Consider the following 26927-nt stretch of genomic DNA (forward strand, 5'->3'; position numbering starts at 1 on the left):
CGGCAGCACGGCGAGCTACAACCGCGGGTTGTGGGCCCGTAGGGTCTGGGCGTGGACATCGAAGCCGTGCGCACCTTCGTCGCCGTCGCGGAAACCGGGCAGTTCCAGGAAGCCGCCGTGGACCTGCGCCTCACCCAGCAGGCCGTCTCCAAGCGCGTAGCGAACCTGGAACGCACGCTCGGCGTGGCGTTGTTCGTCCGCACCGCCCGCGGTGCCCGTCCCACCCTGGACGGGCAGGCGTTCCTCCCGCACGCCCGCGACATCCTGCGGGCCGTCGAGCGGGCCGCTTCCTCGGTACGTCCCGGAGAGCGGGCGCTGCGGGTGGACGTGCTCAACCGCCGCATCGCCCCGGCCCTGGCCCTGCAGGACTTCTACCGGTCCCACCCGGGCACGGACCTGGACGTGGTCACGCTCCCGGACACGAACGTGAGCAGGGCGGTCGATGCCCTGCTGGCGGGCGAAGTGGATGCGACGTTCCGTGCCGTGCCCGCGGGCGGTCCGCCCGATGGGGTCAGCGCCGAGCGGGTCCTGGACGACCCGCTGCAACTGCTCGTCGGCCCTGGCCACCCGCTGGCCGCCGCCAAGTCGCTGCCCCCGGCGGCCCTTGCCGGGCACCGGATCTGGATCCCCGGCATCAAGCAGGGCACCGAGTGGGCCGCCTACTACGACGAGCTCACCGAGGCGTTCGACCTGCGCATCGACGCGATCGGCCCGCACTTCGGCACCGAAGCCCTGATGGACGCGATCGCCGACTCCGCCGCGCTGGCCACGCTCGTGGGAAGCCGGGACAGGTACGTGTGGCCGGTGGCCCACGGCCTGCGGCGGATCCCGGTCGAAGGGCCGACGCCGGTCTACCCGCACTCCTTCCTGTACCGGACGGCCGACCCGCACCCGGTGCTCGCGGCGCTGCGCAGGCACCTGCTCCAGGCACGGCCGGCCCCGCCGGCCGAGGTGTGGGCACCGAGCTGGGCGGGCCCGCGCTCCTGACGCCGCAGGTCCGGTCCTCCACCGTGAAGAGCGGCTGGGCCGGCGGGCCGACCAGTTGCCGATCGAGTGCGCCTGCGACAGCATCGCACCTGGTCACAGGGGGTAAATCAGTGGTAGCCGCAATCGGTTTCGTGTGCCACGGTGAGCTGTATGGAGGGGAATCAGCGCAGCCATGCTCATCGAGACCACCACCATCACGACCCGCACGGGCCCGGTCGCAGGGGCGGCTCCTGGCCGGCCGGGGTACGGCACCGGATCGCCCACCTCGTCAGGCCGCACAGTCACGAGGCCGGTGACAAGGTCGACGCGGCGATGGAGACCTCCAGGGAGGGGATGCGCACGCTGTGGATCTCCCTGGCCGTCCTCGGCCTGACCACCGCCGTCCAGGCCATGATCGTCGCGCTGTCCGGGTCGGTGGCGCTCCTCGGCGACACCATCCACAACGCCGCCGACGCACTGACCGCCGTCCCGCTCGGCATCGCCTTCGTCCTCGGGCGCCGGGCGGCCAACCACCGCTACACCTACGGCTACGGCCGTGCCGAGGACCTGGCCGGCCTGCTCATCGTGACGACGATCGCCGCCTCTGCCGCGCTGGCCGCCTGGGTGGCCGTCGACCGGTTGCTCAACCCCCGCGACATCACCCACCTGTGGGCGGTGGCCGCCGCCGCGCTTGCCGGGTTCGTCGGCAACGAGTGGGTGGCCCGCTACCGCATCCGCACGGGCCGGCGGATCGGCTCTGCCGCGCTGGTCGCCGACGGCCTGCACGCCCGCACCGACGGGTTCACGTCCCTGGCCGTCCTCCTGGGAGCCGGTGGTGCGGCACTCGGCTGGCACGTCGCCGACCCGGTCATCGGCCTGCTCATCACCGTCGCCATCCTGCTGGTGCTCAAGGACGCGGCCCGCGAGGTGTACCGGCGTTTGATGGACTCCGTCGATCCCGGCCTGGTCGAGGACGCGGAGCACACGCTGCGTGGGGTCGACGGCGTGCTGGGCGTCGGGCAGGTGAGGATGCGGTGGATCGGTCACGCCCTGCGCGCCGAGGCCGACATCGTGGTCGCCCCGCACCTGACCGTCGTCCGGGCTCACGAGGTGGCCGTCGCCGCCGAGCACGCCCTGATCCACGCGATCCCGAGGCTGACCGCGGCAACCCTCCACACCGACCACGCCCCCACCGGCGCAACCGACCCGCACGCGGCTCTGTCCCACCACGGCGAGCGGCCCGGCGCGCCGGCGGTGGGAGCGGCCCGGCCCGGCCGGTGGACGAAGGCCGGCCGCGCGGGCAGCGGTTGCCCCATCCCGTAAGGACATCCCGTAAGGAACGGCCGACGGCTCCTCAGTCCCGGTCCGCGTCGTCCGTCGGATGGGGAAGCAGGGGGAACAGCCGGGTGATCAGTGCCACCGGCCGGGCGCCGTCGGGCCGGGCCAGGGGGCGTAGTTCGCGGTCTTCGTAGGGCGCGAGCGCTCGTCGGACCACGTCCGCGACCCGGCTCATCTCTTCGGGCGTCAGGTAGGCGACGGCGCTGAAGGCTTCGTCATGACGCCATGCGGACGGCGCCTCGTCCCGCTGGGTCAGCCAGCGCTGCCAGCTCTCGTCCTCAAGCCCCCGGGCCAGGTCGCCGAACTGCTCGGCCGGGGGCCCGTCGGCAGCGGGGGTGCGCTGCCGCAGCCGCCAGGGGCGTGCGCGGCCCCCGCTGTGGGGGGCTTCTTCGATATGTCCGTGGCGCGCGAGCTGGCGCAGGTGGAAGGAGCAGAGGCCGGAGCTGTAGCCCAGCCGGGAGGCGGCTTCGGTCGCCGTGACGGCGCCGACTTCGGCGAGCAGGTCCAGCAGGGCGGTGCGGACCTCGTGCTCGCGCAGTTCCTCGTCGGCGCCGCGCGTCCGGTCGTGCGGAATGTTGACGTCCTCATCAGTCACTTTGCAAAGTCTGCTACTTTGCAAAGCGCTTGGCAAGCAGTCCGTGCTGGAAGGCGTCAGGCCGCGGCGGCGCCCGCGGCATCTGTGGCGTGCGCAGAAGGAGAGGCAGCTATGTCCGTTCATCACGAGCGGCCCCGTTCCGTCGACCGGCGAGTCCGCGTGCAGGGGCGCCCCGTCGACTCCTTTCCGGCTCTGCCGCCGGAGGCGGAACGGGGTGCGGTGCGCCGGATCACGGAGGTGGGCGAGGAGATCCTGAGCCGTCCGTGCCAGGAGGTGACCGCCTTCGGCTCCCCCGCGCTGTCGAGCCTGATCGACGACATGTTCCTGACGATGCATGTGGCCGACGGGGCAGGGCTGGCCGCGAACCAAGTGGACGTCGGCCTGCGGCTGTTCGTGTACGACTGCCCGGACGAGTACGGAATCCGGCACACCGGCCACATCGCCAACCCGGTCCTGGACCTGCCCGCTCCGGGCGACCGCCGGCTCGTCGACGACTTCGAGGGCTGCCTGTCCGTCCCCGGCGCCGGCAAGTCGGTCCCCCGCACCGACCGCGCCGTCGTCCGCGGTTTCGACAAGGAAGGCGCCCCTCTCGTCATCGAGGGGACGGGGTACTTCGCCCGGTGCCTGCAACACGAGACCGACCATCTCCTCGGCCACACCTATCTCGACCGGCTCTCCAAACGGGACCGCAAGGACGCCCTGCGTCAGATGACGGACCGCCGCGAGGAAGTCTTCGCCCGGCGTGCGGCCAAAGCCGCCGGTCTGGGGCGGTAGGCGCCGCGGGCCCGACGGCTGCGGGCGGGCGGATTCACGGCCGGCCATCCCACCGGCGAGGCCCGGTTCCCCCTCGCCCGCCCGAGGGCACGGGACCTCGGGCGGGCGGTCAACTCACCGCTCCAGCGGTGCCTCTCGCCGTCTCAGCAGCTCAGGTTGTCGCCGGGGACGGTCCCCAGGATCTGCACGAAGCTCTGGTAGCTGTTGATCCGGCTCTGCACCTGTCCGGGGTTGCCGCCGTTGCACTCGATGCTTCCGTTGATGCTGCGGATGGTCTCACCGAAGCCTGCGCCGTTGACCATCGCGTTGTGCGGCGTCATGGTGCCGGGGCCGGTCTGGGTGTTCCAGTACCACAGCGCCGTCTTCCAGGCCACGGCGGCATCCTGCTCCACCAGCGAGGGGTTGTTCAGCAGGTCGATGCCGAGCGCGTCGCCCGCCGCCTTGTAGTTGAAGTTCCAGCTCAGCTGGATCGGGCCGCGGCCGTAGTACGCGGCCTGGCCCGCGGGGCAGCCGTAGGGCTGGGTGGCGTCGCAGTAGTGCGGGTAGTTGCCGGTGTTCTGCTCCACGACGTAGACGAGACCGCCCGTCTCATGACTGACGTTCGCGAGGAAGGCCGCGGCCTCCTGACGCTTGACGGTGTCGCTGCCGGTGTTCGCGAACTCCGGGTAGGCGCTGAGCGCGTCGGTCAGACCCTGGTAGGTGTAGAACGCGTTCCGGTTCGGGAACATCTGGTTGAACTGGGCTTCGCTGACGACGAAGCCCTCCGCCTTGGTCCTGGCCCCGGCGCCCTCACAGGCATGGCCGGCCTGGGCATGCGCGGACGCGGAACAGCCGGACGCGGCCCCCGCGGGCGCGGCCGGCACCATGACGGCCACTCCCACGGCCAGGGCCGCGGCGCTCAGCAGTGCGGCGATACGTGATCTCATCGAGGAACTCCTTCGTGCGGCTGCACGCCCGCCGGGCACCGGACCCCGGACCTCACGCCGGGTCGCCGGAACACCGGGCGGGAAGCAGCCGCTGTGGGGGAATTGCCTTACGGAGCTGATCTGTTGGCGGCATCGCCGAAGGGCCGGAGGGATGCCACGGCACGCTGGACAGGACCACATGGCCGGGCCGTGAAGCCGGGCTGCGGTCTAGACCAACTTCAGGCTAGAGGTGCCGCGGCGAGCGCGTCCATAGCCCGTCAGAGGGAAGCGGGATCGCCGCCCATCCTGGCGGGGTGACCTCAAGTGGCCGTGCATCGTGGCGAGTTGCAACGGGATATGCCCTGCCGCAGTTGCTACGGGGGCGTCCTCACGACGGGCGGGCTGCCGCACGCGGCCTCGTCGTTGTCACGTCGGCGAGCCGTCCGGTCGCCGGCTTCGCCGGAAGGAGTTCATGCGCCGTCACGGCAGGGACGGCAAGGCGCCCGGCCTGCGGGGGAAGGGCGCAGGCCGGGCGCCGGATGGTGGGGCTTCGGTGGCTCAGTCCTCGTAGTAGTTGTTGACGACCACGTCGGGCTCGTCGTCGTCGAACGCCTCGTTGAGCAGCGCGCCGCCGACCAGACCCGCCGCGCCGGCGCCGATGAGCGCGCCCGTGCCGAAGCGGCGTCCCTGCTGCTGACCCTGCTGCTGTGGGTACTCCTGCTGCATCGGCTGCGGGTAGCCCTGCTGCGCCGGCGGATAGCCGGGCTGGGCCGGCTGCGGGTACCCCGCCTGGGGCTCGGTGCAGTACGGCGGCGGTGTGGTCTGCACGCGCTGGGCGCAGCTCCCGCACGCCTGGATCTGACGCGGTACGCCCCACTGCGGTGACCACGTCACGGGTGTCATGCCGGGGCCGTGGTGGGGGTCGAAGAAGCACGTCATGGGGGAACTCCCTGCTGGTTGCGGTGAGATGGCGGCGGAGCCGGGCACGGGTGCCTCCCAGGCGGCGGTCCCCGCTGCCGGGGCGGCGGGCGGCTCGGGGGGCGGGGCGGGAATCGCGGGCTGGGCGGGGGCGGCCGGTTCCGCGCGCAGGACGTCGACGCCGAAGTCCTGCGCGATGCCCGCGAGCCCGGAGGCATAGCCCTGGCCGATGGCGCGGAACTTCCAGTCCGAGCCGTGGCGGTACAGCTCACCGAAGATCATCGCGGTCTCGGTTGCGGCGTCGCCCCGCAGTTCGTAGCGGACGATTTCGGTGCCGCTGGTCCGGTCGGTCACGCGGATGTGGGCGCTGCGGACCTGGCCGAAGTTCTGGCCGCGCTGCTCGGCCTCGTAGAGGGAGACCGGGAAGACGATCTTCGCCACCTCGGGGGCCACGGCGCCGAGTTCGACGTGGATCTGCTCGTCGTCCCCGCCGCCCGCACCGGTCGGCCCGCTCCCCGAGTGCCGCACCGAACCGTCCGGGCTGCGGAGGTTGTTGAAGAAGACGAAGTGCTGGTCGGAAAGGACCTTCCCGGACTGGTCGCACAGCAGAGCGCTGGCGTCCAGGTCGAAGCCGGCACCTCCCACCTGCCAGCCGAGCCCGACGCTCACCTCGGTCAGGCCGGGGGCCTGTTTGCCGAGCGACACATTGCCGCCCTTGGTCAGGGCCACACTCATCTGCTTCCTCCACAACTGTGCTGACTTCCGGCGTCCTTCGGCTTCAACGCGGCGGAAATCGCCAGGGTTCCTGGCTTGCGCAAATCCTAAAGTAAGCTGCGGCGGCTCAGGGCGCGGTGACCCTCCCGGCGGCGGCCCAGTTCTCGTGCAGGCGGTCCAGATACGAGCGGGCCTGCCCGCCGGGGGGCACGCCGCGCGCGAAGGCCAGCATGTTGCCCGCCCCCGCGTTGTAGCCGAGCGCCAGCAGGTCCTGACGCGAGTGCGAAGCGGGCCACTTCGGGGGCAACTGCCGGGCCAGGTCGTGCAGATACCAGGCAGCCGCCTCAACGGCCAGGTCCCGGTCGTCGGGCAGCTCGTCCCACCTCCGGTCGGCGAAGTCCCGTCCCTTGCGGGTCTCGTCGAAGGCGGCGCGGTGCATGTTCGCGATGCCGAATGCCGCGTCGGGTTTGTAGCGCTGCCAGGTGCGCTCCAGCTCCGGGTCGTGCGGCTTGTACGCCTCGCAGTACAGGATCGCCATCAGCAGCCGCGGCTCGACACCGGCCCGCGCGGCGTATTTGCGGACCTGCGGGGCATAGTCGGCGGGGTCATAGGCCGAGGAGGGTTGGGAGGTGCCGCCGGGGGTGGCGGAGGGCTCCGTGTGGGGTGTGGTGGGGTGCCGTGGGGCGTGACCCTCGTGGGCCACGCCCCAGATGACCAGGGCGAAGGTCGGTACGGCGAGCCAGCGCCAGTGCCGCCGCGAATCAGCCATGTGCCGCTCTCCCACGTAGGTGTCGCTCCGGGCCCCCGCCTTGGTTCCATGATTGCGCAATGGATGAATTATGCGCGGGGTGCGCGCGGAGTGCGGCAACGTCTCGTCCGGGTGGCGGTCCCGGTCCGCTACGGGAGTGCGGACGTCTCTGCCGTGCCGCCGCCCGCGACGTGCCCGTCTCCGGCTGCCGGCAGGCGCACGGCCACGCGGCTGTCCTCGGCGAGCACCACGATGGCGTCGCGTTCGCCCAGCGACAACGGCGCGGTCTTGGCGGGGTTGAGGAAGACGCCGTACGCCGGGGGTTCGTCACTGTGGCGGGCGATCCGGTAGCCGATGGCCGTCTCGCCCCGCTGCCTGGCCGCCTCGACGACCGTCGCGAAGTTCACCGTCGTGCCCGGTGTGAGGTAACTGGCGGCGGGCTTGAGGTAGATCTCCGATCCCGCCGGGTCGAAGAGGTCGGTGAACACGGCGTACAGGTTGCGGTCCTCGACGAGTTGGGTCAGCAGGAGACTGATGACCTTGGTGCTGACGATGAAGTCGTCCGCCTTGGTGACCTGGGCGATCTCGCGGTTGGCGTCGCTGTTCATCTCGGTGACGATCGAGTACGGGCTGCCGGACCTGATCGCGATGTCCCGCAGGTGAAGGAGCGTCACCAAGGTGTGGTCGTCGGCGCGTTCGGAGTCGATGTCGTCATCGGTCAGCACGATGATGTGCCGGTAGCCCTCCAGGCCGAGGGATTCCAGCGAGGTCCTGAGGGTCGGTTTGCAGGGCTTGTAGCCCACCGTGAGGTTCTCCAGGTGCTGCCGGAAGGCGTCATCGGGCTGCCGGGAGGCCGCGATGTCGAGCAGCGAACCGGGCTCCACCAGGCGGTCGAGCAGCATGATGATTTTGGGTGCCCGGGAGTTCCAGCCGATCACGAGCGTGCGGTCCGGTACCGGCAGCCTGCCGGGGGACGAGGTGATCGCCGGCTCGATGACGGGAGGCGGGGTGTCCGACAGCGTGATGAGGAGGTCGTCCTCGGCGACCACCAGCACGTCGTCATCGGCGGCGATGACCGTATCCATCGGGGGATTGACCAGAATCTCCCCACTCGCCCTGCGCAATCCGGCCGGTACGCCGAGATCGAATCTGTTGAGCGCTTCCCCGTACGTGATGCCGGCCAGCGCGGTCGCAGGGTAGGGGTAGAACTCGTTACCGACGAAGCTGAGCAGTTCGTTGAAGACGGTGGACAGGCCGGACTGCCGGTGCGACTGCACGATCAGGCGTACGGCGATGTCGTCGGCGTCGATCACCAGAGCGGTCTCGCCCGCGGCCAGCCGGGCCGCCGCGGTGTTGGCCGAATTCTGCACGGCTGCCACGACGTGCGGACGGGTGCCCTTCCAGCGGCGGCTGTTGAGGAGCAGCAGCACCTTGATGACGTCGGTGTCGTTGTCGTCCCCGACAGGAGGCAGCACCATGATGGACTTGGCCGCGTCCAGGCTCACCAGTTCCAGGTCCGCCCGCTGAAGCGGGCTGCCGGACCGGCAGATCACCCGGGTGCGGCCGGTTTCCGGGATGTGCCTGCGGATCTCGCTCTCCATCTCGACCTTGTCCCGGTCGGCGAGGATGACGACGCACGAGCGCCGTTCGCTCTGGTTGGCCTCCACCAACTCCGCGATCACCGTGAACACTTGCTCCGACCAGCCCAGCACAATCGTGTGCCCACGCTCGATCAGCCGTGATTTGCCCCGTCGCAACTCCTGGATCCTGGCCTCCAGGCCGGTGGTCAGCACACCGATGAGCGCACTGACGATGAAGATCCCGCCGACGGTCACCGTCAGCATGAGGCCCAGAAACAGCGGCCCGCCGGCGTCCCCGCCCATCGTGCCGGGGTCGAGGGTGCGCAGCAGGCTCATCCAGGCCACGCCTGGCCAGCCGCCGTTCTGCTCGGTGTCCTCGTCGGTGAGCAGCACCACCAGGCCGGTCACGACGGCGATCAGCACGACCGACGCCAGGCCCAGCCAGCCGATCAGGGCCGGTGTCCCCCGGTCCATCGTCGCGTCGAACCAGTACCGCAATCGGTCCCGCAGTCTCGCACGCACTACAGAAGACCTCGCCCTCCGCCACCGGGGCCGCCGAACGTCGGCGGCGCCGTCATCACTACCGTCCTGAAGATCATTTAACCCTGATCCGCACGGTCGATGTACCGGGCGCGCACGTGCCCGAGTGGGCGCCGCCAAGCCCCCCTCGCTCCCCCAGTGTTTCCACAACGGGCCGACTGGCCAACGGAGTTGACCGTCCGGGCTCACCTTCGGGGCTCAACGCCGGTCCCCGCGGCTCCCGTTCGGGATCAGCCGCGGAGAAAGTACAGGACGGTCGTGGTACCGGCGGAGGCCACGAGGAGCCGGCGCAGTATCCGGGCGGGGAGGCGGCGGGCGAGGTGGGCGCCGCCGAAGCCGCCCACCGCCGCGCCGGCCAGCATGGTGACGAGGAGCAGCGGCGATGCCAGGGCGTCCGACGTGACGAGGAGGAGCACGGTCGCGCTGACGTAGACGGCCGCGAGCTGGGTGACCCGCATCGGGTTGCTGACCGCCGCGTCGAGGCCGAGGCCGACGCTCCACAGGGCCAGCATCATGATGCCTACGGCACCGCCGAAGTATCCGCCGTAGACGGCGAGGACGAACTGGCCGGTCAGCACGGCCCGCGGACTCATCCCGACCGGGCGGTCGAGCGCGCTGCTCAACACCCGGGAGATACGGCTCCCGAAGGCGACGAGCAGCGTGGCGAAGGCGAGCAGCCAGGGCACCGCGGCCTCGAACGACGCCGCGGGCAGCACCAGCATGAGACCGGCGCCGACCGCGCTCCCTGCCATGCTGGTCAGGGTCAGCGCCTTCGTGGACGCCCCTCCCACCGGGACGAGTTCGCGTCGGCAGACCGATGCGCTGACCACGGCACCGGGGACGAGGGCGATGGTGGACGACGCGTTCGCCGTGACGGGTGGCAGGCCGGCCGCCACCAGAGCGGGCAGCGCGACGAACTTGCCACCGCCGCCTATGGCGTTCAGCACGCCGGCGCCCACGCCTGCCAACAGGACGAGCAATATCTCTGACACCCGCCGATGGTCGCCCGGTGACCGGCGGGCCCACAATGCGTAATCGGCGTACCTGGTATTAGGCAGTGCCATAGGCTCAGCAGGGTGCGCTACGACTTCGACGACCTGCGGCTGTTCCTCGACATCGTGGCGGAGGGGTCGATCACGGCGGGCGCTCGCCAGATGCACCTGAGCCTGCCGTCGGCCAGCGCCAGGGTGCGTTCGCTTGAACACCATGCGGGTGTGGCCCTGCTGATCCGCGGCCGGAGGGGCGTGCGGCCCACTCCCGCGGGGACGGCCCTGGCCCGGCACGCCCGCGAGGTCCTGGCGCAGGCGGCGCGCCTGGAGAGCGCTGTCGCGAGCTACGCCAGGTCCCCGGCCGCTCCGCTGACCCTGCTGGCCGGCGGCTCGGCGATGCACCGTCTCGTACCGCAGGCCCTGGTGTCGTTCCTGCGGGCGCACCCCGACGCCGACGTGACGGTCTCCGAGAGCCGCACTCCGCAGACGGTCAGGACACTGGCCGACGGCGAGGCGGATCTGGGGGTCGTCGTCGACGACGAGGCACGCGACTGCGGCCTGGCCATGGAATCACTCGGTGACGACTCCCTCGTGGTGATCGGCCAGGCGGGCGGGGTTCTCGCGGGCCGCACCGCGCTGGCCTACAGCGAAGTCGCCGAGCATCCCCTCGTCGGGCTCGATACCGACTCCTCGCTGCGGCGCTGGATCGACAAGCACCTCGGCCCGCACACTCCGGTCGTGCGGTACCGCACGAGCGTCGCCGACCTCAACGTCCTCGTCGGTCTGGTGGCCGCCGGAGTCGGGCTCGCCGTCGTACCGCGCCGCGCCATCGACCCCGACCGGCCGCTCGACGTGTGCGCACTCCAGGACCCGTGGGCCCGCCGCCGCCACCTCCTCGCCCGGGGCGTCAGCGACCGGGCACCCTCGGCGGCCACGGAGGCGCTCGCCACACACCTGCGGCAGGCGGCACTGTCCCTGCCCGCGCCCCCTGCGGCGGCCCGGCCCGCGTAGCGGCTGCGCAGCCCCGGGGGGGGGCACCGCTGTGCGGATGCGGGCCCGTTCGGTAACAGTCCCGTACCGGCAACGGGCGCTCGGCCTGCGGGGGTTGGCGCGTCTGGACAATGCCCCCATGGGGGGATCGCGTACCAGACGCATGTCGTTCATCTATCTGCTGACCCAGGCAGCCGCCATCGTGGTGGCGCTCTGGCTGTCGAAGCAGTTTCACGTGGCCCGGGTGTCCGCGACGACGGTCGCGCTGGTGCCCACGGTCCCCGGCGGCTGGCTGGCGTGGCTCTCCTACCGCAAGGACCGCGAAGAGGCGGCCCTCGATGTGCAGCCGAAGGCCGACGTGCTGGCCGCCACGGTGCTGGCCGCCGAGACGGACCAGCGCGCGCAGCTGATCGGCGAGGGCGGGCACCGTATCGACGTGCGTTTCGTGTACCGCGGCGAGCCGACCAACAACGCTTCCGGCGCCGAGCCCGAAGGCAGTCTGAGCGGTGTCGTCGCCTACTACGGCAGGCTGCGTCCGGCCCGGCTGGTGATCACCGGAAACCCCGGGGCGGGGAAGACACTCCTCGCCGTCGAGCTCATGATCGGCCTGCTCGCCGATCCGTCGCGGCCCGCCGTCGCTCCCGTGCCGGTGCGCGCCTCTCTGGCGGGCTGGGACACCACCCGCCCGCTGATCGCCTGGCTTGCCGAGCAGGTCCACGACCAACTGCGCGGTACGGGCGTCAGTCTCGACGACGCCCGCAGGCTGCTCGAACGGCATCGCGTGCTGCCGGTCCTGGACGGTCTCGACGAGATGGACCTCGACACCACGCCGCTGGCGAACCGCCGCGCGCCCAGGGCCCTGGCGCAGCTCAACCGCTATCAGGACGCCCACGGCAACGCCCCGGTGATCCTGACCTGCCGGACCGCCCAGTACGCCGAGCTGGCGAGCGCCGACGTGCGGATGCGCGAGGCCGCCCGCATCGAGATCGCGCCGGTCAGCTCAGCCCAGGCCACCGGATATCTGGCGGCGCGCATCACCAACCCCGCACGCTGGCGACCCGTCCTGGACGCCCTGGTGACCGACCCCGGCGGTCCGCTGGCCGAGGCACTGGAGACGCCCTGGCGGCTGAATCTGGCGGTGACGGTCTACGAGGAACGCGACCCGGAGACGTACCTCTTCCGCAGCGATCCCGCCGAACTGCTCGGCTTCTCCGCACCGAGCGCGGTACGCGACCATCTGCTGGCGGCGTACCTGCCGGCCGCCGTCCGGCACCATCCGACCCGGCCCGGTCGATACGCCCCGGAGGACGTGCACCACTGGCTCGCCGAGATCGCCGTCCATCTGGCGGACCCTGACGGGCGGCACCGGACGCCGTCGGGCGAACCGAGCCGGCCGGCGGGGCCACGCTCCGATGTGGTGCTGCATCAGATGTGGCCACTCGCCGGCGTCGGACGGGTCCGGGCCGTGAGCCTGCTCATCTCCGCCGCGGCGCTGGCGGTGGCGGCCTTCCTGTGGGGCCCGTGGTACGTGCTCCTCGTACTGGCGGTCTGCGGGCTGCCCCTGCCCCTCGTTCCGCCGCGTATCCTGCAGCTCCATCAGCTGCGGTCCCATGACTACCGCCGCCCGCAACTCCAGCTGCTGGTCAGCGGGTTGCTGCTGGGGGTGGTGGGCGGGTTCACCGTCGGGGTGGAGCGCGGCCCGGCTTTCGGTCTGCGGGCCGGGGTGGTGCTGGGGCTCGCCATCGGCATCGCCTCGACGCTGCCGTATGTCGTCCCTGACCTGTTTCCGCATCTGGGCAGCGTGGATCTGGTGGCCGCTCCCACCGACCCCCGCACCCCCATCAGGGACGATCTGACCCTGCTGTGCTGCGTACGTGTCACCGGTGCCGTTCTCCTGGGCGTCGTCAGCGGGCTCATCTGGGGTGGCGCGCTGGGCTGCGCCGTGGGGATCTACGCGGGGTGGCTCGGCACCCGCCGATCGGCCGGACGCCGCTATCTGACGTTCGTGCTGTGCGGCCGGGGGAAGGTGCCGTGGCGGCCTGGCGCCTTCCTCCACTGGGCCTACGGGGCCGGCCTGTTGAGGGTTTCCGGCATCGCCTACCAGTTCCGGCACCGTGAGCTCCAGGACTGGCTCACGGCCCATCCCGCTCGCCGGTGACAGCCCTAGGGTCTGCCTTGGGGGTACCTAACCTTCGGGGTAGAAGACGAACAGCGTGCAGCCGGTCGTCGTCTGCGGGACGTGCGAGGAACCTGCGGGGGCGTGGATGAAGGAGCCGGCGGGATAGTCCCGGTCGCCGTCGTTGAAGACTCCGGAGACCACGAAGACCTCCTCGGGCCCCGGTTCGTGCACGTCGATTCCCTGCCAGCACGTGTGCGGGTCCATCTCAAGAACGTGGGCATGCGCGCCGTCACCGCCGCGCCACAGCGGGCGCAGGCGGATGCCGGGGAAGAGTTCGCGGACCGGGGCGTCCTGGACGTTGAACCACTCGTAGCCGGGGGTTTTCTGGTCTGGCGTCATGGAGCCAGCCTCTCCGGCCGACGCACGCCCGGCCGAGTGTCAGAGATGACATCCTGCGGTACTTTCCTGCCATGCATCGCGTCGTCGCACTCGTCCACCCACCGCAGTCGACCTTCGAACTCAGCAGCGCGGCTGGTCAGCATCTGCACCGGCTCGTTCGCGCTGGCGCACGCCGGGCTGCTGGACGGGCGCCGGGCGACCACGCACTGGGCGCGGGCGGACGAACTGGCCGCCCGCTTCCCGGCCGTCCGGATCGATCGGGACGTGCTGTACGTGGATCACGGTGACGTGTCCACCAGCGCGGGCGCCGGAGCCGGCATCGACCTCTGCCTCCACCTGCTGCGCACGGACCAGAGGGCCGGATACGCCGCGCAGGTCGCCCGGAGCATGGTCATGCCGCCGCACCGCGAGGGCGGGCAGTTGCAGTACGCGGCACCGCCGCACCCCGCCCGGATCGACGGTTCGCTCGCGCCGTTGCTGGAGTGGGTGACGGGGCGGCTCGGTGAACCGCTCACGGTCGATGACCTGGCCGCGCGGGCCGGCGTCTCGTCCCGCACGCTGGCCCGCCGGTTCACCGACCAGCTCGGCACCGGCCCCGGCCAGTGGCTGCTCGCCCAACGGATAGCGGAGGCACGGGAGTTGCTGGAAACCTCCGACCTTCCCGTGGACGCCGTCGCCCACCGCGTCGGCCTCTCATCGGCCACCAACCTCCGCAGGCGCTTCCTTCGGGCCCTGGGCACGACACCGGGCGCCTACCGCAGGGCGTTCAGGGCCGCTTCGCGGTGACGCCGTGCGGGCGGGGGCCGGATGTGCTTGCGCTGTCCCAGGAAAGGATCTGCGTGGCGAGGTCGACGAGGATGCGGGACGCCTCGGCGCGGTCGTACAGCGATCTGTGCACCAGCAGGGACAGTTCCACCCGGTTCTCCTCGCCGAGCAGGACCTCCAGGTTCAGATCGGCGTCGTTGTCGAGCTTCGCGGGATCCCTCGGGCGGACGGTCATCTCCGGCAGGCCGGCGGTCTGCTGCCACACCTGCGACGTGACCGGCGACGCGAAGTAGCTGTACGAGACGGAGAGACGGACGGGGCTCCCGCGCCGCGCCTCCTCGGCGGCCTTGGCGAGCCGCGCGTCCCGGTAGGAGTGCCGGGCGAACTCCCAGGCGTCGGTGTACGCGTCCCGCGCCGCATGGAGCGCCTCCCGGGTCGTGCGCGCACACGACAGGTCGACGGCGGCGAGCGACCGCTGGAAGAAGCAGCCGACGGCGGTGGGATGGGCGGGGGGCCGGGTGGAGAAGGCCGAACGGATGACGAAGGCCGACTGCCCCGAGAGCGTTTTCAGCAGCACCGCGAACGCGCCGAAATAGACGACCGACGGCACTACCCGATACCGGACCGACAGCCTTTCGACCGCGGCGTGCAGCAGGGCCGAGCCGAGCGCCAACCGCCAGTACACGGGCTCCGGTTCGGCCGAGCCCCCGTCGGCGGTGAGCGGGAGCGGGCGGAAGGCGGAAAAGAGCGTCCGCGGCACTTTCCGCAGACACCGCTCCAGGTGGGAGGCGGCGCTCGCGCGGTACGTCAGCTCCTCGGCGGAGTGGTCGAGGCGTGCCTGATCGGTGGGCGTCCAGGGCTCCCCCTCCCCCGGGCCGTCCGGCGCGTCTCCCGTCCCGGCGCCGGCGAGCAGCGACGTGAAGTCCTCCCACAGCCGCTCGATGCTCGCGGCGTCCACCGCGATGTGGTGGAAGACGGCGATCAGCCGCCCCGCCGTCCCGTCGCCGGTGACGTGCAGAAATCTCACCGGACGCTCCCGCTCCGGGTCGATGTCCCGCGCGGCCACCCGGGCGAGCAGGGCAGGGAAGTCCTCACCGGGGCGGAGAGCCTGCGACTCCACGGTGCTGTGCCCGTCCGGTGGATGGACCAGTTGGACGGGCCGGCCGTCACCGCCGGCCGGGAACGTCGTCCGCAGTGCCTGGTGGCGTCGGACCAGTGCCTGCACGGCGGAGACCACCCGCGCGTACGTGCAGTGCGCGGGAAGCGCCCAGACCACGGGGATCCTGGTGTTGATGCGGGGGTGCGCGTACCGGCCGTACCAGTAGTGCTCCTGCCCCCACATCAGCGGCACGGGCTCCATCTCGGCTGCCTCCCGGGCGCTCGGACGCTCTTGTCAGACGCTCTTGCGGAACACCGTGATGTAGCGGCCGGGGTTCCCCTGGTACGGCGCGCCCGTCCATCCCGCCCACCGGCCGGCGAGCTCAAGACCGGCGATCCGCGCCATCAGGTCGAGTTCGGACGGCCATACGTAGCGGTACGACATCGGGTAGAACTGCACGCCGGTTTTGGTCACCACCATCTGCTGGCGGTTGACGCGCTGGCCTGCGCGGTCGTGCTCCGCGGCGATGAGGACGGCCGAGTCGGCCGCGGCGTGCATCGTCTCGGCGAAGGTCGACTGGGCGTAGTGAGCGGGGCTGAGCAGCGACAGCTGAAGGACGAACGAGCCTCCGGGGTCGAGCCGGGCGGCGACGTTCTCGAAGCAGCGGACCTGCTCGTCCTGGGTCAGCAGCAGCATGAACGTGTTGAGGACGCAGTAGACGACGCCGAACGTTCCGGGCACCGGAACCTCGGCGAAGTCCCCGATGACCACCTCGATGTCCGCGGCGTCGGGTTTGCGGCGGAGCTGGTCCGCCATCGGCTCGGAGGAGTCGATTCCCACCACCTCCACTCCGCGTCGCGCCAGGGGGACGGCGACCCGGCCGCTTCCCACGCCGAGTTCCAGGGCCCTCCCCCGGCCCGCCAGTTCCGCGAGGAAACCGGCGGCTTCGTCCGCGTCCTGGGCCGTCGCCCAGCCGAGACCGTCGTAGTCCTCCACCCGGTCCCAGCACTCCGTGTTGCCGTACGACTCCATGGCCTGGTCCTCCCCACTCGGTGATGCCGGATCCGGCGCCTCGTTCCTGGCGCGGACTACTGCTCGGCCAAGGGCTTCATCTCGGTCCACACCGCGTCCACATGGGCGAGGCACTCCCGCTCGGAGCCGCGGAAGCCCTCTTCCCGCCAGCCGGCGGGGAGGGCGCGGGACACGTCCCAGATCGAGTACTGGCGGGTGTCGTTGACCACCACCGCGTAGGTGAGGTCATCGGCCGGGTTCATCGCGTGCCTCCTCGGGTGAAGGGATCCCGGCCCTGCCGGTCACGGGATCCTTGTCCTGTGCCGCCCGGCCGGTACGCAGCAGGCCCCAGCCCGCCACCGGCACCAGCAGCGCTGTCAGCAGACCCGACACCGCCAGGCTCGGCCGTACGCCGAGCAGTTGCACCAACGGCCCGCCGAGCGACAGGCCGGCCGGGGCCGCGAGGCTCGTACCCGCGGCCCAGAGCGTGACGACGGGCTGCTGCTCCATTTCGTTGAGGGTGGATTGCAGGAACGTGTAGACGAGCGGGGTGAAGGGCGCCCAGACCAGGCCGCCGAGCGTGAAGACCACGGCGACCAGCCAGAAGTCCCCGGCCGCCGCGAGACCAATGGGGCACAGTGCCCACAGCGCGATCCCGGTCACCAGGGTGGGCTGGACGGGGAGCCTGCGCAGCTGGTTGATGCCCAGCGCGCCGACGAAGGCGCCGGCTCCGAACATGCCCCAGAGCAGGCCGAGTCCGGCGCCGTCGGCGTCCAGCGGCCCCCGGACCAGCAGGGGCAGAGCGATCTCGACCGGCATGTAGAAGAAGTTGAAGCAGCAGACCACGACGAAGAGCCGGGCGGCCTGTGAATCGGCGCGCAGCACCCGCCATCCCGAGACCGGACCCGCCGCCCCGTGATCGTCGCCGGTCTTCGGGCTGTGCGGCGCCGGCCGCCCGGCGGACGGCGTCCTGGGCACCACGGTCGCCACCACGACCAGGAGCAGCAGAGCGGCGGCACCGTCGAAGAGCAGTGCCAGGCCGGGGCCCTTCGTCACCACCAGCAGCCCGCCGATCACCGGGCCCACGATGTACTGGGCGCCGCTGCTGATCGAGCCGAGCAGGCCGTTGACCGCCAACCGGCCTTCGGCGCCCACCATTCCGGTGGCGATCAGCCGTCGGCTGCTGCTGCCGACGAGCCGGAAGGAGGAGCCCATCAGCAGCCCGACGACGAGTACGGGCAGGCTCAGCGCGTCGGTCAGCGCGAGCACGCCCACGGTTCCCGAGACCAGGGACCGCAGCACGCAGTCGCTCAGCAGCAGCACCCGGGGCGGCGGCCTTCTGCGGCCGAGGCCCATCGCCAGCGAGAGCACGGTGGCCAGCACGAAGGGTGCCGTCGCCACCAGGGACACGGCGAGCGAGGCGGGAAACGTGCCGTGGATCCTGAGCGCTTCCATCGGCAGCGCGACGATGATCATGCCGTTGGCGATCTGCGAGAACATGTCTCCCAGCAGCAGCGCGGCCAGTCGGCGGTCGGCGAGTACCTGACCGTACGAGAGGGCGCCGGGCGGCTCAGTCGCTGTTCTTTTCATAGATCCTTCCCACGCGTGCCACGAAGTCGCCGAAGCAGTCCGCCTCCAGGACGGTGCGCGTGCGCAGGACGAGGTCCAGCGCGGCGCCCGACTTCGCCGCGATCCGCGCGGCGTCCATCGAACGCCCGCCGAGCGCGAAGAAGTCGTCCTCGTCTTCCAGGTCGTCGACGCCGAGCACCTCCTGCCACGCCTGGTGTGCCGCCGCCCGCACAGGTGGGGGGACTGCGGCCGACGGGCCGGGTGCCGGGTGCGCGGACGGGCAGGCGGGGGCGGGCGCCGGTTCCGTCGTCGGCAGGGTGGCGAGCGGGGCGTCGAGGTCGTCCAGGAGTGCCTGGAGCGTGTCGAGCACCCGGTCCGCGAGAAGTCCGGCCGATTCCGGTGACCGTGTGGCGGACGCGTACTCGACGCGCATGATCGTGGCGTCGGCCGTCTCGATCCAGGCGATGAGCAGCTCGCACTTGGCGGTGCGGCCGGGGAGCCAGTGCGGGGTCCAGGACAGTCCCGCCCGGCCGCGCAGGGGGTCGGGCAGCCGGACGTGGTCCAGGATCGTCCGGGTGTAGCGGTCGTGTGCCGCCCGGTGCTGCGGCACCGATGCCACCACCTGCTCCAGCGGGACCGCCCGGTGCTCCCAGGCTTCGGCGCACGCCGTACGCACCTGCTCGACGTGTGCCCGGCGCGAGGCCCCGGCCGGCAGTTCCAGCGGGATGGGCAGGGTGTGGACCAGGTTGCCGATCAGCCTTTCCGTGCCGGGTGTGCGTACCGACATCGGGGCCGCCAGCACGGTGTCGGCGGGGAGCGAAGCGGGACGCAGGGCGGCGCTCAGTGCGGCGACGAGGAGCATGAAGGGGGTGCATCCGAGCCGCGGAGCGGTGCTGCGCAGGGTGTCGACGACCGCGGCCGGCACCGGTCGTTCGAGAACGGCGCCGGGCCTGGACGCCATGCCGGGAGCCGGGGTGCCGCCGGGCGGGGCTGCCTTGGCGAGCCGGTTCGCCCAGTGGCCGACGGAGCCGCGGAACCGGGTGCTCGTCCACCGGCCGCGCTCCGCGCGTACGTACTCCGGGTAGGTCACGGCGGGTGGCTGCGGCGCGGGTGCCGTACCGCCAAGCGCGGTCTCGTACGCGGTGAACAGCGCGTGGAGGAGGATGCCGGTGCTCGCACCGTCCCAGATGAGGTGGTGGACCGCGAGGACGAACACCGCGCGCGTGGGTGACAGCCGGTAGAGGCGGGCCCGTGCCAAGGGCCCGTTGCCGAGGTCGAAGGGCGCGAACAGGCCATCGGCGTCCGCCAGGGCGATGGCGTCGTCCAGCGTGTGCGCACCGGCCCGGCACGTCACCTCGGTGAGGCCGGGCCCGGCATCGGGGCCGGTCCGCACCACTTGGACGGGGCCCGATTCCCCCGTCACGAAGACGGTGCGGAGCGCGTCCTGGTCCCGTACGACCGTGCGCAGGGCGCTGCGGAGCGCCGCGCTGTCGAGCGGGCCCGACAGGTCGAAGGCGACGGTCTCCACGTAGGTGGCGGACTCCGGGGCGAGGCGGTCGTGCAGCCACATGCTGCGCTGGCTGCCGGAGAGCGGTACGGCGAGCGGCGGCTCCCGGTCTGGCCCGGGTGCGCTCCCGTGCCGGGCGGCGAGTGCGCGCAGCCGCCGGCGGGCCGACTCCGGGTCCTGGGCGGCCGGTGCGCGGTTCATGGCCCCTCCGTCCGCTCGATGACCGTCAGCAGATCGGCGACTTCGTCGTCGCTGAGCCCGTCGATCCACCGCGTGTCCGCCGCCCGCGGTGCCAGGTCCGCTGCCGCTTCCGGCGCGGGGGCTGCGGGCAGCGCGGACAGCAGGGAGGCGAGTTGCCTGGGAGTGCGCTCCGCGAAGAGCGCGGAGGCGGGCACCGTCAGGCCGAGGTCCTGCTCCAGCAGGCCCTTGAGGCGGCCGAGTTGCAGCGAGTCGCCGCCCAGGGCGAAGAAGTCGTCGTGCCGGCTCACCGCCGGTACGCCCAGGACGGTGCGGAACGCCGTGGCCACCGTCGTCTCAAGCCCGTCGTGCGGCTGCTCGAAGGTATCCGTCAGCGTGTTGTCCGGGTGCGGTTCCGGCAGCGCCCTGCGGTCCGCCTTACCGCTGCTGAGCAAGGGAAGGGCGGACAGTTCGACGAATACCGGGGAGGCGACGACGCTCGGCAGCCGTTGCGCGAGGAAGGCGCGCAGGTCGTGCGCGGTCACGGTGTGCCCCGGGCGGCGGACGAGGTAACAGACCACACCGGAACGGGAATCGACCCGAACCAGGGCGGATGCGACCGCGTCGTGGGCGAGCAGCGCCGATTCGACCTCGGCGGGGCTGAGCCTGACGCCCTTGATCTTCACCTCGTCGTCGGCGCGTCCGACGTATCTCAGGAGTCCGTCGGCCGGCCGGCGGACGAGATCACCTGTGCGGTACATCCGCTGTCCCCGGCCCCGGAACGGGTCGGGCAGGAAACGTGCGGCCGTCATGCCGGGTCTGCCCAGATAGCCGTGTGCCAGACCGATGCCGCCGATGTACAGCTCTCCCGCCGCGCCTTCGGCCACCGGGGTGTGCTCGTCGTCGAGTACGTAGGCGTGCGTGCCGCGTATGGGGAGGCCGATCGGGGGGAGGGAGTCCCCGTCAGGGCCGGGTGGGGACGCGGGCAGCGGGGCGATCAGGCGTACGCCGGAAGTCTCGGTGATGCCATAGGAGTTGTAGACGCGGAAGGGGAGGTTCCGTGGCCAGGTGCGCAGTTGCTCGCCACCGGTGACGAGGGCCTGGAGGGACGTCCCGGTCGGCCAGTCGAGTTCCATGAGCTGTTCCCCCAGCCGTGTGACCGCCACGCTCCAGGTCACCCCCGCCGCCAGCAGGAGGCGCTGCACGGCTGCGGCGTCCCACTCGGTGCCCTCGTCGGCGAAGGCCACGCAGGCGCCGCTGGTCAGCGGTGACCACAGCTCCCAGCGGGTGAGGGCGAAGCCGGGTGAGGACAGCCAGCTGCCGATGGTGCCGGGGCCGAGCCCGAAGGTGTCCCGGGTCCAGAGCGCTTCGTTGACGATGCCGCGGTGCGGGATGCCGACGGCCTTGGGTTCGCCGCTGGATCCGGAGGTGAAGAAGACGTACGCGGTCCGTTCGTCGCCCTGGCTCCGGGGTGACCACGCGGTGCCCCGCTCCCCCGCGGCGCCGGCCCCGGTGATCTGCTCGTGCGGTCCGACGACGAGCTGCGCGCCGGACATCACCAGCAGCCGCTCGCTGCGTTCCCTCGGCAGCAGCGGGTCCACGGGCACGCAGACCCCGCCCGTCTTCCATACGGCGAGCGTGGCGACGATGTGTCCGACCGACCGGGGCGAGGCGACCGCGACGGGGGTGCCGGGGCCCGCCCCTGCGGCGGTGAGGCGCTGGGCCAGGGCGTGGGCGCGGCTGTCGAGTTCGCCGTAGCCGACGGTCCGGCCGCCTCCCCTGACGGCCGGGGCCCGGGGCCGCCGCCGGGCCTGCCGCTCGAACAGCTCGTGCGTCGCGGCGCGGGGCGAGGACGCGTCGGTGGCGCCGGGTACGGTGCTCCGGCCCGGTTCCGTCACGCGGCGTTCCCCGACAGCGACCCGAGTTCACCGGCCGAATCGGACAGCTCCGTGCACGCGTCGTAGAACCCGTCCGCGTCGTACTCCTTCGGACCCACGGCCGGAAGGAAGGTGAGTCCACGTTTCATTTCCTCGCCCCTTGACCGCGTCGGGGACAGCTCATCGGCGACCGCACGTCGAGTCGTACAGGTTCCGGTACTGCTTCTCCGCGAACTCGATTTTCGCTAGGGCGCGGCCGGTGTCCAGAGCCACGTCGTGCGGTATCTTCAGCGGGTTTCCGGCCGCCTCCGCCATGAGCTGCGACTTGGCCGCCCGCTCCATCACGATGAAGAGCCAGGCGGCCTCGCCGATGCTCCGCCCGCCCGCGAGGAACCCGTGGTTCTGCATGATGACGGCCGTGCCTTCCCCCATGGCCTCGACTATCGCCTTTCCCTCCCGCCTGGCGTCGACGAGCCCCAGGAACTGCGAATAGATTCCGTGTCGTTGATAGAGCGCGCAGGCGTCCTGCGTAATGGGGTCGAGCTTCCTGCCGAGGGACGACCAGGTCTTGCCGTACATCGAGTGCGTATGGGCGAAGGCGACGAGGTCGGGGCGCGCCCGGTGGAGTTCCCCGTGGATCGGATCGACCGACGGGTTCAACTCCCCCTCACCGGCCAGAATGACGCCCTCGTTCCCCACCAGCAGGAGGTCGTCCACCGTCACCTGGTGAAAGTCGAGGCCGAAGGGATTGACCCAGTAGGCGTCTTCGTTCTCGATGTCCCGCACACTGATGTGGCCGGCGATCCCCTCGCTGTATCCGAGTGCGGCGAAGAGGTGGATCGCTTCCACCAGGGCGTGCCGCTGCTCTTCCCGGGTACGCGGCAGGTGGTCCCGCGCGGCTGCTGCCATGGTCTGGGACATTCTCATTCTCCTTGCGGGACGGCGTCGCATACGCACCGGAAACCGAATTCGCTATGCCTGGTCACCGGCGATTTCCGATGCGGTCTCGCGGATGCGGGCGCGATACCCCGCGCCACCCAAAGAATTGAGCCGAATACTATCCGTGGCTTTCCCGGCATCCCGCGCCCCCGTTCGCCTGCGGCCCGTGCGAGCCCCGGGCGGACCGACCGGTCCGCCCGGGGCCGATTTCTTACGAGAGGCGAATGACTACCACTTGGTGGCAGCCTCACCGGCTTCGCGGGAAGCGAGGAAGTCCTCGTTCGTCATGAAAATCACCTCCTTGTGGACGTTGACAGATCACCAGATCGCCGTGCAGGAACACGGCAGCTCATAGGGCACATCGCGTCATTACAGAAGGAGGGGCAGCCGACGAATGGTCTGTGTGTGTGGGGGGAAGTCAGGCGATCACGGAACTGCTGACCAATGAGAAGGTAGGCAACGATCGACGAGATGAACAAGAGGGCTCACACGCCTCACCCGAAACCGCGGCCCGGAATCCGCGGGAGGAACTCTCCGTTCCCTTTCCGCCGGACGGTCCGCCGCGAGGCTCTGAGCAGTGAATTTCCGCATGCCGGTAAGGCTCCTCGCGAGCCGACCGAAAGCGCATGTGACATACGCCACACGCATGTGCGGCCGTTGGATTCACACACCGAAACACCCGATTCCGTTTGCCATATCCATTCACTGGGTATTCCCTCAGGCATTCCGGAGGCGGTAGCGGCAGGAGAGGACCCGCATGCCCTACCGAACACCCCCTGAACGACGGCAACTTGACACCACACCAAGCTCCTCCGGCGGCCCCCGCCTCCTCCACGATCTCGTTCTACGACAGGCACAGATCACTCCCGATGCCATCGCCGTCCAGGACCCCCAAGAGGCGCTGACCTACCAGCAGTTGCTCGCGCGGGCGGACGCGCTGGCCGCCGCACTGCGCACGGCCGGCACCGGCCCCGACGCACTCGTCGGAGTCTGCATGGAACGTTCCGTACGGCTGGTGGTGTCCCTCCTGGGCATCCTGCTGGCCGACGGCGCCTACCTGGCACTCGACCCGGAGCACCCGGTGGCGCGCCTGGCACACATGGTGCGGGTGACGGCCACGCCGCTGGTGCTCGCCGACGAACGGAACCGGCCGACGGCCCTACAGGCACTCGGCGAGCATGCGCACACGGCATCCGTCCCCCTACAGGGACTGGAACTCCTGCACTCCCCCACCCATCCGCCGACGCCGGCACGCAGGCCGCCGCAGCCCACCGACCTGGCGTACGTCCTCTTCACGTCCGGTTCGACGGGAACACCCAAGGGCGTGGCGGTACCGCACCGAGGGATAGTCGCCAACCTCGGCGAGATGCAGTCCAGGTACGGGCTCGGGCGAGACGACTCGGTGCTGCAAAAGGCCCCGTACTCCTTCGACTCGTCGCTGTGGGAGATCTTCTGGCCGCTGACCGCGGGCGCCCGCATCGTGCTGGCCGAGCCGGGAGGGCATCGGGATCCGGCGTACCTGGCGGAGCTGATACGCACCGAGTCCGTCACCACGGTGCAGACCGTTCCGTCGTTGCTCGCCCTCCTGGTGGAAGGGGATCTGCTGGTCGGCGCCGAGTCGCTGCGCCGCGTGCTGTGCATCGGTGAGGCCCTCCAGTCGACGACGGCCAACAGGTTCCGGGAGGTCTCGACAGCGGAACTGCACAACCTCTACGGCCCCACCGAGGCATCGGTCGGGGTCACCCACTGGCCGTGCAGGGCCGTCGAACCGCCCGGCACCGTCCCCATCGGCCACCCCATGGCAGGTGTCTCGGCCCACGTCCTGGACGACTCCGGGAGCCCGGTCCCCACCGGCGCCACCGGCGAACTCCACCTGGGCGGCGGGTTCTTGGCCCGCGGCTACCTGGGGAACCCGGGACTGACGGCGGCACAGTTCGTCCCCGACCACGTCTCGGGCACGGCCGGTGCCCGGCTGTACCGTACGGGCGACCTCGTCCGCCGTCATCCGGCAGGCCACCTGGAATTCCTCGGACGGACCGACCACCAGGTCAAGGTGGACGGGCTGCGGGTGGAGCTCGGCGAGATCGAGGCCCAGCTCCTGACACACCCCGCGGTGACGCGCGCCGTGGTGGTCGTCCGGGAGGACATGGGGAGCACGCCCAGACTGGCGGCATACGTGGTGGGCAACGGCGAGCTGACGCCCCAGTCCCTCACCGCCCATCTCGCAAAGACGCTTCCCCCCTACATGCTCCCGGCGTTCATCGTCCCGCTCACCACCCTGCCCCTCACCCCAAACGGCAAGGTGGACCGCACGGCACTGCCACGACCCGCACGAGGCCGCCGGCGGAGCCCGGGGCCATCGGATGCCGGGGGCGGGGGCGTCGTTCCCCACGAGCGCGCCTGAACTCCGGGAGACCGAGGCGGGGTGCGGCATCGTGACGCCGTGACGCCGTGGCCCCGCCCAGTTCACGCCTGTTTCTCCCATAGGGGCGGCCATGACGCGTCACCCAGCGTCGCGGTACCAATTCGAACGGGTGGGATTGACGTTCCCCATGGCCAGTAGTGAGGCGGCTTCTCTAGGCTGCGGCGGCATGAAGGCGGCGGCAAAGCGGCCGGCCGCCTCGCGACGATCGGCGCGGGGAGAGCAACGCATGGACAGCTACAGGGCATCCGGCAAGTTGGTGCGGGACCGGATCCCGCAGATCATCCGCGAGGACGGGGCCGAGCCGGTCACCTACACCGCGGCGCCGGCGGAGTACCGCAGCAGGCTGCGGGACAAGCTGGGCGAAGAGGTGGCGGAGTTCCTCACCGCGGACGAGGACGCGGCGCCGGAGGAACTCGCGGATGTGCTGGAGGTCGTACGCGCGCTCGCCGCAGATCTGGGAATCGATGCGGAGCAGTTGGAGAAGATCCGCGAGACCAAGGCGAGCGAACGGGGCGGCTTCGCCGAACGGATCGTCTGGACGGGCAACTGCTGATCGATGACCACTCCGGTGGTCGCTCGGTACGCGTCTTCGTGCGCAATGCCGCACGCGATGGGCGCCGCTGGTGGGTGGGCGCCTTAAGCTTCAGGCTTGGTCAGGACGGCGTGGCACCCCCCGGCCAGTGGCAGCGCGGGAGCATCAGAGGCAGGGACGAGCCCGGCACGGCGGGAAAGTACGGTGATCTCGGCGGTGTCGATGCCCCGTTGGAAGGTTCCCTTGCTCGGGCTGGACCAGAAGCCGTCGTGGTGCGGCGCCCATCCGCCGTCGGCAGCTGCCTTGGCGATCTCCTCCGGTGAGCGGGTGACGATCACGATGTGGCCGCCGGGGCGGGCGAAGGACGCCGCGTCCTTGAGTGCCTGGATCCGCTGCCAGGGGTCGGGCAGTACGTTGAGGACGTAGACCGAGGTGATCAGGTCGAAGCCGGTGCGGGCGGGGCGGGGCCAGCCGAAGTCATCGTGCGGGTCAAAGCCTTCGGTGTCCAGGCCCATTGAGCGGTAGTGGGCGATGTCGGCGCCGCGACCGCAGCCGTGGTCCAGGACGCTGGTCAATCCCAGCGGGCCGGTCAGGTACTCGGTCACCACTCGGGAGGCGGGTGAGGGGGCCTGGCGGCTCATCGCGGTCTTGTGCGGCCGGTACCCCTCTTTCGCGGAAGGGATGCTGGGGTCATGACCGGTCAGCTCGCTCAGCGCGAAAAGCACGTCGTCCGGCTCGGTCTTCTGAAGGGTGACGGGCAGGTCGACGAGCAGCGCGGAGTGATCGGTGAACGCCTGTCGGCCGGTTCGCACCGAGGCGTCGGCGGTGACGGTGGCCGTGAGGTGGTCGCTGAGCAGCGCGAGATCGCAACGGAAGCGGCTGAGCTTGCCGGCGGAGAGTCGCTCGAAGGTGAAGACGGGCGCAGCCTCGGCGGTGGTGTCAATCAGGCCGGTACTCTGCATGAGCTTGCGCAGCGCCGCACGTTCGGTTCCGGTGGTGAAGGTGCTGATGTTCTCGCCGAGCAGGCCATCCTCGGGGCGAGGGGCGAGGTTGAAGTCCCCGCAGATCAGCAGCGGGCGGCCCCCCTCGGCGACGACCATCGCGGTCAGTTCGGCCAGTTGGGCGGCACGGGCCGCGCCGGCATAGGCGTCGAGATGTACCTGGAGGACGACCAGCCATGCCAGCTCGATCCGCTGGACCCATGGGTGGGGTGAGGACACGGTGGGCGAGGTGAGGTCCTCGCTGATCCAGGCGGCCAGGTTTCCGTCGCCGCCGGCGAAGGTGAAGCCTTGCAGGATGGGCGGTGTCCGGTCTGCGGGCTTGAAAGGTTCCTGGGCGAGCACAGCTTGGACGCCGTGCTCGCCCAGCCACGCGGTGAGGTTCGCGCGGGCGCCGGCGGCGCCGAGACGCTTGTTGAGGTTGATCGAGGCCAGCAGCACGAGAGCTCCTTA

Annotated in this window: 24 protein-coding genes; 8 read left to right on the forward strand and 16 right to left on the reverse strand. The window is 71.0% G+C overall.

Going from position 1 to position 26927, the window contains the following annotated elements:
• Window positions 1–51: 51 nt before the first annotated feature.
• Entirely contained in the window at window positions 52–987 is a 936-nt protein-coding gene (locus ACGFNI_RS17610) for a LysR family transcriptional regulator (protein ID WP_393684713.1), read from the forward strand.
• A gap of 150 nt (window positions 988–1137) precedes the next feature.
• A complete protein-coding gene (locus ACGFNI_RS17615) occupies window positions 1138–2289 on the forward strand; it encodes a cation diffusion facilitator family transporter (RefSeq protein ID WP_393684715.1) in 1152 nt (383 codons plus the stop codon).
• A gap of 31 nt (window positions 2290–2320) precedes the next feature.
• Here ACGFNI_RS17615 and ACGFNI_RS17620 read toward each other — a convergent pair whose 3' ends face one another.
• Entirely contained in the window at window positions 2321–2899 is a 579-nt protein-coding gene (locus ACGFNI_RS17620) for a helix-turn-helix domain-containing protein (RefSeq protein ID WP_393684717.1), read from the reverse strand.
• Window positions 2900–3010: 111 nt separating this feature from the next.
• On the opposite strand from ACGFNI_RS17620, the gene def reads away from it, so the two are divergent.
• Window positions 3011–3673: a peptide deformylase gene (def, locus tag ACGFNI_RS17625; RefSeq protein WP_393684719.1), complete on the forward strand. Its 663-nt coding sequence runs from the start codon at window positions 3011–3013 to the stop codon at window positions 3671–3673.
• A 143-nt stretch (window positions 3674–3816) separates the two neighbouring features.
• Here the strand turns inward: def and ACGFNI_RS17630 are convergent, their stop codons facing one another.
• The 5 genes from ACGFNI_RS17630 to ACGFNI_RS17650 form a co-directional block, all read right to left on the reverse strand.
• Window positions 3817–4599: a chitinase gene (locus ACGFNI_RS17630; protein WP_393684720.1), complete on the reverse strand. Its 783-nt coding sequence runs from the start codon at window positions 4597–4599 to the stop codon at window positions 3817–3819.
• A 537-nt stretch (window positions 4600–5136) separates the two neighbouring features.
• Entirely contained in the window at window positions 5137–6231 is a 1095-nt protein-coding gene (locus tag ACGFNI_RS17635) for a TerD family protein (protein ID WP_393684722.1), read from the reverse strand.
• Window positions 6232–6337: 106 nt separating this feature from the next.
• On the reverse strand, window positions 6338–6979 hold the full coding sequence (locus tag ACGFNI_RS17640) for a transglycosylase SLT domain-containing protein (RefSeq protein ID WP_393684724.1): 642 nt from the start codon (window positions 6977–6979) through the stop codon (window positions 6338–6340).
• A gap of 128 nt (window positions 6980–7107) precedes the next feature.
• Window positions 7108–9060 carry a potassium transporter TrkA gene (locus ACGFNI_RS17645; RefSeq protein ID WP_393684725.1) on the reverse strand — a complete coding sequence of 651 codons (1953 nt, stop codon included), beginning with the start codon at window positions 9058–9060 and terminating at the stop codon, window positions 7108–7110.
• Between the two features lie 248 nt (window positions 9061–9308).
• The gene (locus ACGFNI_RS17650) at window positions 9309–10070 is read right to left on the reverse strand and encodes a sulfite exporter TauE/SafE family protein (RefSeq protein WP_393684727.1); all 762 of its coding nucleotides are present in this window, start codon (window positions 10068–10070) and stop codon (window positions 9309–9311) included.
• An 84-nt stretch (window positions 10071–10154) separates the two neighbouring features.
• On the opposite strand from ACGFNI_RS17650, the gene ACGFNI_RS17655 reads away from it, so the two are divergent.
• Entirely contained in the window at window positions 10155–11078 is a 924-nt protein-coding gene (locus ACGFNI_RS17655) for a LysR family transcriptional regulator (RefSeq protein WP_393684729.1), read from the forward strand.
• Window positions 11079–11196: 118 nt separating this feature from the next.
• On the forward strand, window positions 11197–13215 hold the full coding sequence (locus tag ACGFNI_RS17660) for an NACHT domain-containing protein (protein WP_393684731.1): 2019 nt from the start codon (window positions 11197–11199) through the stop codon (window positions 13213–13215).
• A 27-nt stretch (window positions 13216–13242) separates the two neighbouring features.
• Here ACGFNI_RS17660 and ACGFNI_RS17665 read toward each other — a convergent pair whose 3' ends face one another.
• A complete protein-coding gene (locus ACGFNI_RS17665) occupies window positions 13243–13575 on the reverse strand; it encodes a cupin domain-containing protein (protein WP_393684733.1) in 333 nt (110 codons plus the stop codon).
• Between the two features lie 36 nt (window positions 13576–13611).
• Here ACGFNI_RS17665 and ACGFNI_RS17670 point away from each other — a divergent pair, with 36 nt between their 5' ends.
• On the forward strand, window positions 13612–14361 hold the full coding sequence (locus ACGFNI_RS17670; RefSeq protein ID WP_393684735.1) for a GlxA family transcriptional regulator: 750 nt from the start codon (window positions 13612–13614) through the stop codon (window positions 14359–14361).
• On the opposite strand, the gene ACGFNI_RS17675 is transcribed toward ACGFNI_RS17670, so the two are convergent.
• Genes ACGFNI_RS17675 through ACGFNI_RS17710 form a run of 8 tightly spaced genes read right to left on the reverse strand, consistent with a single transcriptional unit; the run spans window position 14342 to window position 22501 of the window.
• Complete coding sequence (locus ACGFNI_RS17675; protein ID WP_393684736.1) at window positions 14342–15700, reverse strand: condensation domain-containing protein; 1359 nt, start codon at window positions 15698–15700, stop codon at window positions 14342–14344. The two genes, ACGFNI_RS17670 and ACGFNI_RS17675, sit on opposite strands and share 20 nt — an antisense overlap.
• A 33-nt stretch (window positions 15701–15733) precedes the next feature.
• Window positions 15734–16471, reverse strand: a complete 738-nt coding sequence (locus ACGFNI_RS17680) for a class I SAM-dependent methyltransferase (protein WP_393684737.1) — start codon at window positions 16469–16471, stop codon at window positions 15734–15736.
• Window positions 16472–16527: 56 nt separating this feature from the next.
• The gene (locus tag ACGFNI_RS17685) at window positions 16528–16713 is read right to left on the reverse strand and encodes an MbtH family protein (RefSeq protein ID WP_393684738.1); all 186 of its coding nucleotides are present in this window, start codon (window positions 16711–16713) and stop codon (window positions 16528–16530) included.
• Window positions 16697–18040 (reverse strand): MFS transporter, encoded by a 1344-nt coding sequence (locus tag ACGFNI_RS17690; RefSeq protein ID WP_393684739.1) that lies wholly within the window; start codon window positions 18038–18040, stop codon window positions 16697–16699. The genes ACGFNI_RS17685 and ACGFNI_RS17690 overlap by 17 nt, the downstream gene beginning before the upstream one ends.
• Window positions 18021–19727, reverse strand: coding sequence for a condensation domain-containing protein (locus ACGFNI_RS17695; RefSeq protein ID WP_393684740.1), 1707 nt, complete (start codon window positions 19725–19727; stop codon window positions 18021–18023). The genes ACGFNI_RS17690 and ACGFNI_RS17695 overlap by 20 nt, the downstream gene beginning before the upstream one ends.
• The gene (locus ACGFNI_RS17700; RefSeq protein ID WP_393684741.1) at window positions 19724–21601 is read right to left on the reverse strand and encodes a non-ribosomal peptide synthetase; all 1878 of its coding nucleotides are present in this window, start codon (window positions 21599–21601) and stop codon (window positions 19724–19726) included. The genes ACGFNI_RS17695 and ACGFNI_RS17700 overlap by 4 nt, the downstream gene beginning before the upstream one ends.
• A complete protein-coding gene (locus ACGFNI_RS17705) occupies window positions 21598–21729 on the reverse strand; it encodes a hypothetical protein (protein ID WP_393684743.1) in 132 nt (43 codons plus the stop codon). Before ACGFNI_RS17705 ends, ACGFNI_RS17700 begins: the two co-directional genes overlap by 4 nt.
• Window positions 21730–21760: 31 nt before the next feature.
• The gene (locus ACGFNI_RS17710; RefSeq protein WP_393684744.1) at window positions 21761–22501 is read right to left on the reverse strand and encodes a class II aldolase/adducin family protein; all 741 of its coding nucleotides are present in this window, start codon (window positions 22499–22501) and stop codon (window positions 21761–21763) included.
• Between the two features lie 775 nt (window positions 22502–23276).
• Here ACGFNI_RS17710 and ACGFNI_RS17715 point away from each other — a divergent pair.
• Both ACGFNI_RS17715 and ACGFNI_RS17720 read left to right on the forward strand, forming a co-directional pair.
• Window positions 23277–24923, forward strand: a complete 1647-nt coding sequence (locus tag ACGFNI_RS17715; protein ID WP_393684746.1) for an amino acid adenylation domain-containing protein — start codon at window positions 23277–23279, stop codon at window positions 24921–24923.
• 247 nt (window positions 24924–25170) lie between these two features.
• Window positions 25171–25497, forward strand: a complete 327-nt coding sequence (locus ACGFNI_RS17720; RefSeq protein WP_393684748.1) for a nucleoside triphosphate pyrophosphohydrolase — start codon at window positions 25171–25173, stop codon at window positions 25495–25497.
• An 83-nt stretch (window positions 25498–25580) separates the two neighbouring features.
• On the opposite strand, the gene ACGFNI_RS17725 is transcribed toward ACGFNI_RS17720, so the two are convergent.
• Window positions 25581–26915 carry a methyltransferase domain-containing protein gene (locus tag ACGFNI_RS17725; RefSeq protein ID WP_393684750.1) on the reverse strand — a complete coding sequence of 445 codons (1335 nt, stop codon included), beginning with the start codon at window positions 26913–26915 and terminating at the stop codon, window positions 25581–25583.
• Between the last annotated feature and the right edge of the window lie 12 nt (window positions 26916–26927).

This window comes from Streptomyces sp. NPDC048644 (assembly GCF_043199105.1).
Taxonomy (GTDB): domain Bacteria; phylum Actinomycetota; class Actinomycetes; order Streptomycetales; family Streptomycetaceae; genus Streptomyces.

Bases quoted from the DNA above. Each gene is read 5' to 3' on its own strand.
- ACGFNI_RS17615 (WP_393684715.1), top strand. From the start codon at position 1,138: ATGGAGGGGAATCAGCGCAGCCATGCTCATCGAGACCACCACCATCAC.
- def (WP_393684719.1), top strand. From the start codon at position 3,011: ATGTCCGTTCATCACGAGCGGCCCCGTTCCGTCGACCGGCGAGTCCGC.
- ACGFNI_RS17630 (WP_393684720.1), bottom strand. From the start codon at position 4,599: ATGAGATCACGTATCGCCGCACTGCTGAGCGCCGCGGCCCTGGCCGTG.
- ACGFNI_RS17635 (WP_393684722.1), bottom strand. From the start codon at position 6,231: ATGAGTGTGGCCCTGACCAAGGGCGGCAATGTGTCGCTCGGCAAACAG.
- ACGFNI_RS17640 (WP_393684724.1), bottom strand. From the start codon at position 6,979: ATGGCTGATTCGCGGCGGCACTGGCGCTGGCTCGCCGTACCGACCTTC.
- ACGFNI_RS17660 (WP_393684731.1), top strand. From the start codon at position 11,197: ATGGGGGGATCGCGTACCAGACGCATGTCGTTCATCTATCTGCTGACC.
- ACGFNI_RS17665 (WP_393684733.1), bottom strand. From the start codon at position 13,575: ATGACGCCAGACCAGAAAACCCCCGGCTACGAGTGGTTCAACGTCCAG.
- ACGFNI_RS17675 (WP_393684736.1), bottom strand. From the start codon at position 15,700: ATGGAGCCCGTGCCGCTGATGTGGGGGCAGGAGCACTACTGGTACGGC.
- ACGFNI_RS17680 (WP_393684737.1), bottom strand. From the start codon at position 16,471: ATGGAGTCGTACGGCAACACGGAGTGCTGGGACCGGGTGGAGGACTAC.
- ACGFNI_RS17685 (WP_393684738.1), bottom strand. From the start codon at position 16,713: ATGAACCCGGCCGATGACCTCACCTACGCGGTGGTGGTCAACGACACC.
- ACGFNI_RS17690 (WP_393684739.1), bottom strand. From the start codon at position 18,040: ATGAAAAGAACAGCGACTGAGCCGCCCGGCGCCCTCTCGTACGGTCAG.
- ACGFNI_RS17695 (WP_393684740.1), bottom strand. From the start codon at position 19,727: ATGAACCGCGCACCGGCCGCCCAGGACCCGGAGTCGGCCCGCCGGCGG.
- ACGFNI_RS17705 (WP_393684743.1), bottom strand. From the start codon at position 21,729: ATGAAACGTGGACTCACCTTCCTTCCGGCCGTGGGTCCGAAGGAGTAC.
- ACGFNI_RS17710 (WP_393684744.1), bottom strand. From the start codon at position 22,501: ATGTCCCAGACCATGGCAGCAGCCGCGCGGGACCACCTGCCGCGTACC.
- ACGFNI_RS17715 (WP_393684746.1), top strand. From the start codon at position 23,277: ATGCCCTACCGAACACCCCCTGAACGACGGCAACTTGACACCACACCA.
- ACGFNI_RS17720 (WP_393684748.1), top strand. From the start codon at position 25,171: ATGGACAGCTACAGGGCATCCGGCAAGTTGGTGCGGGACCGGATCCCG.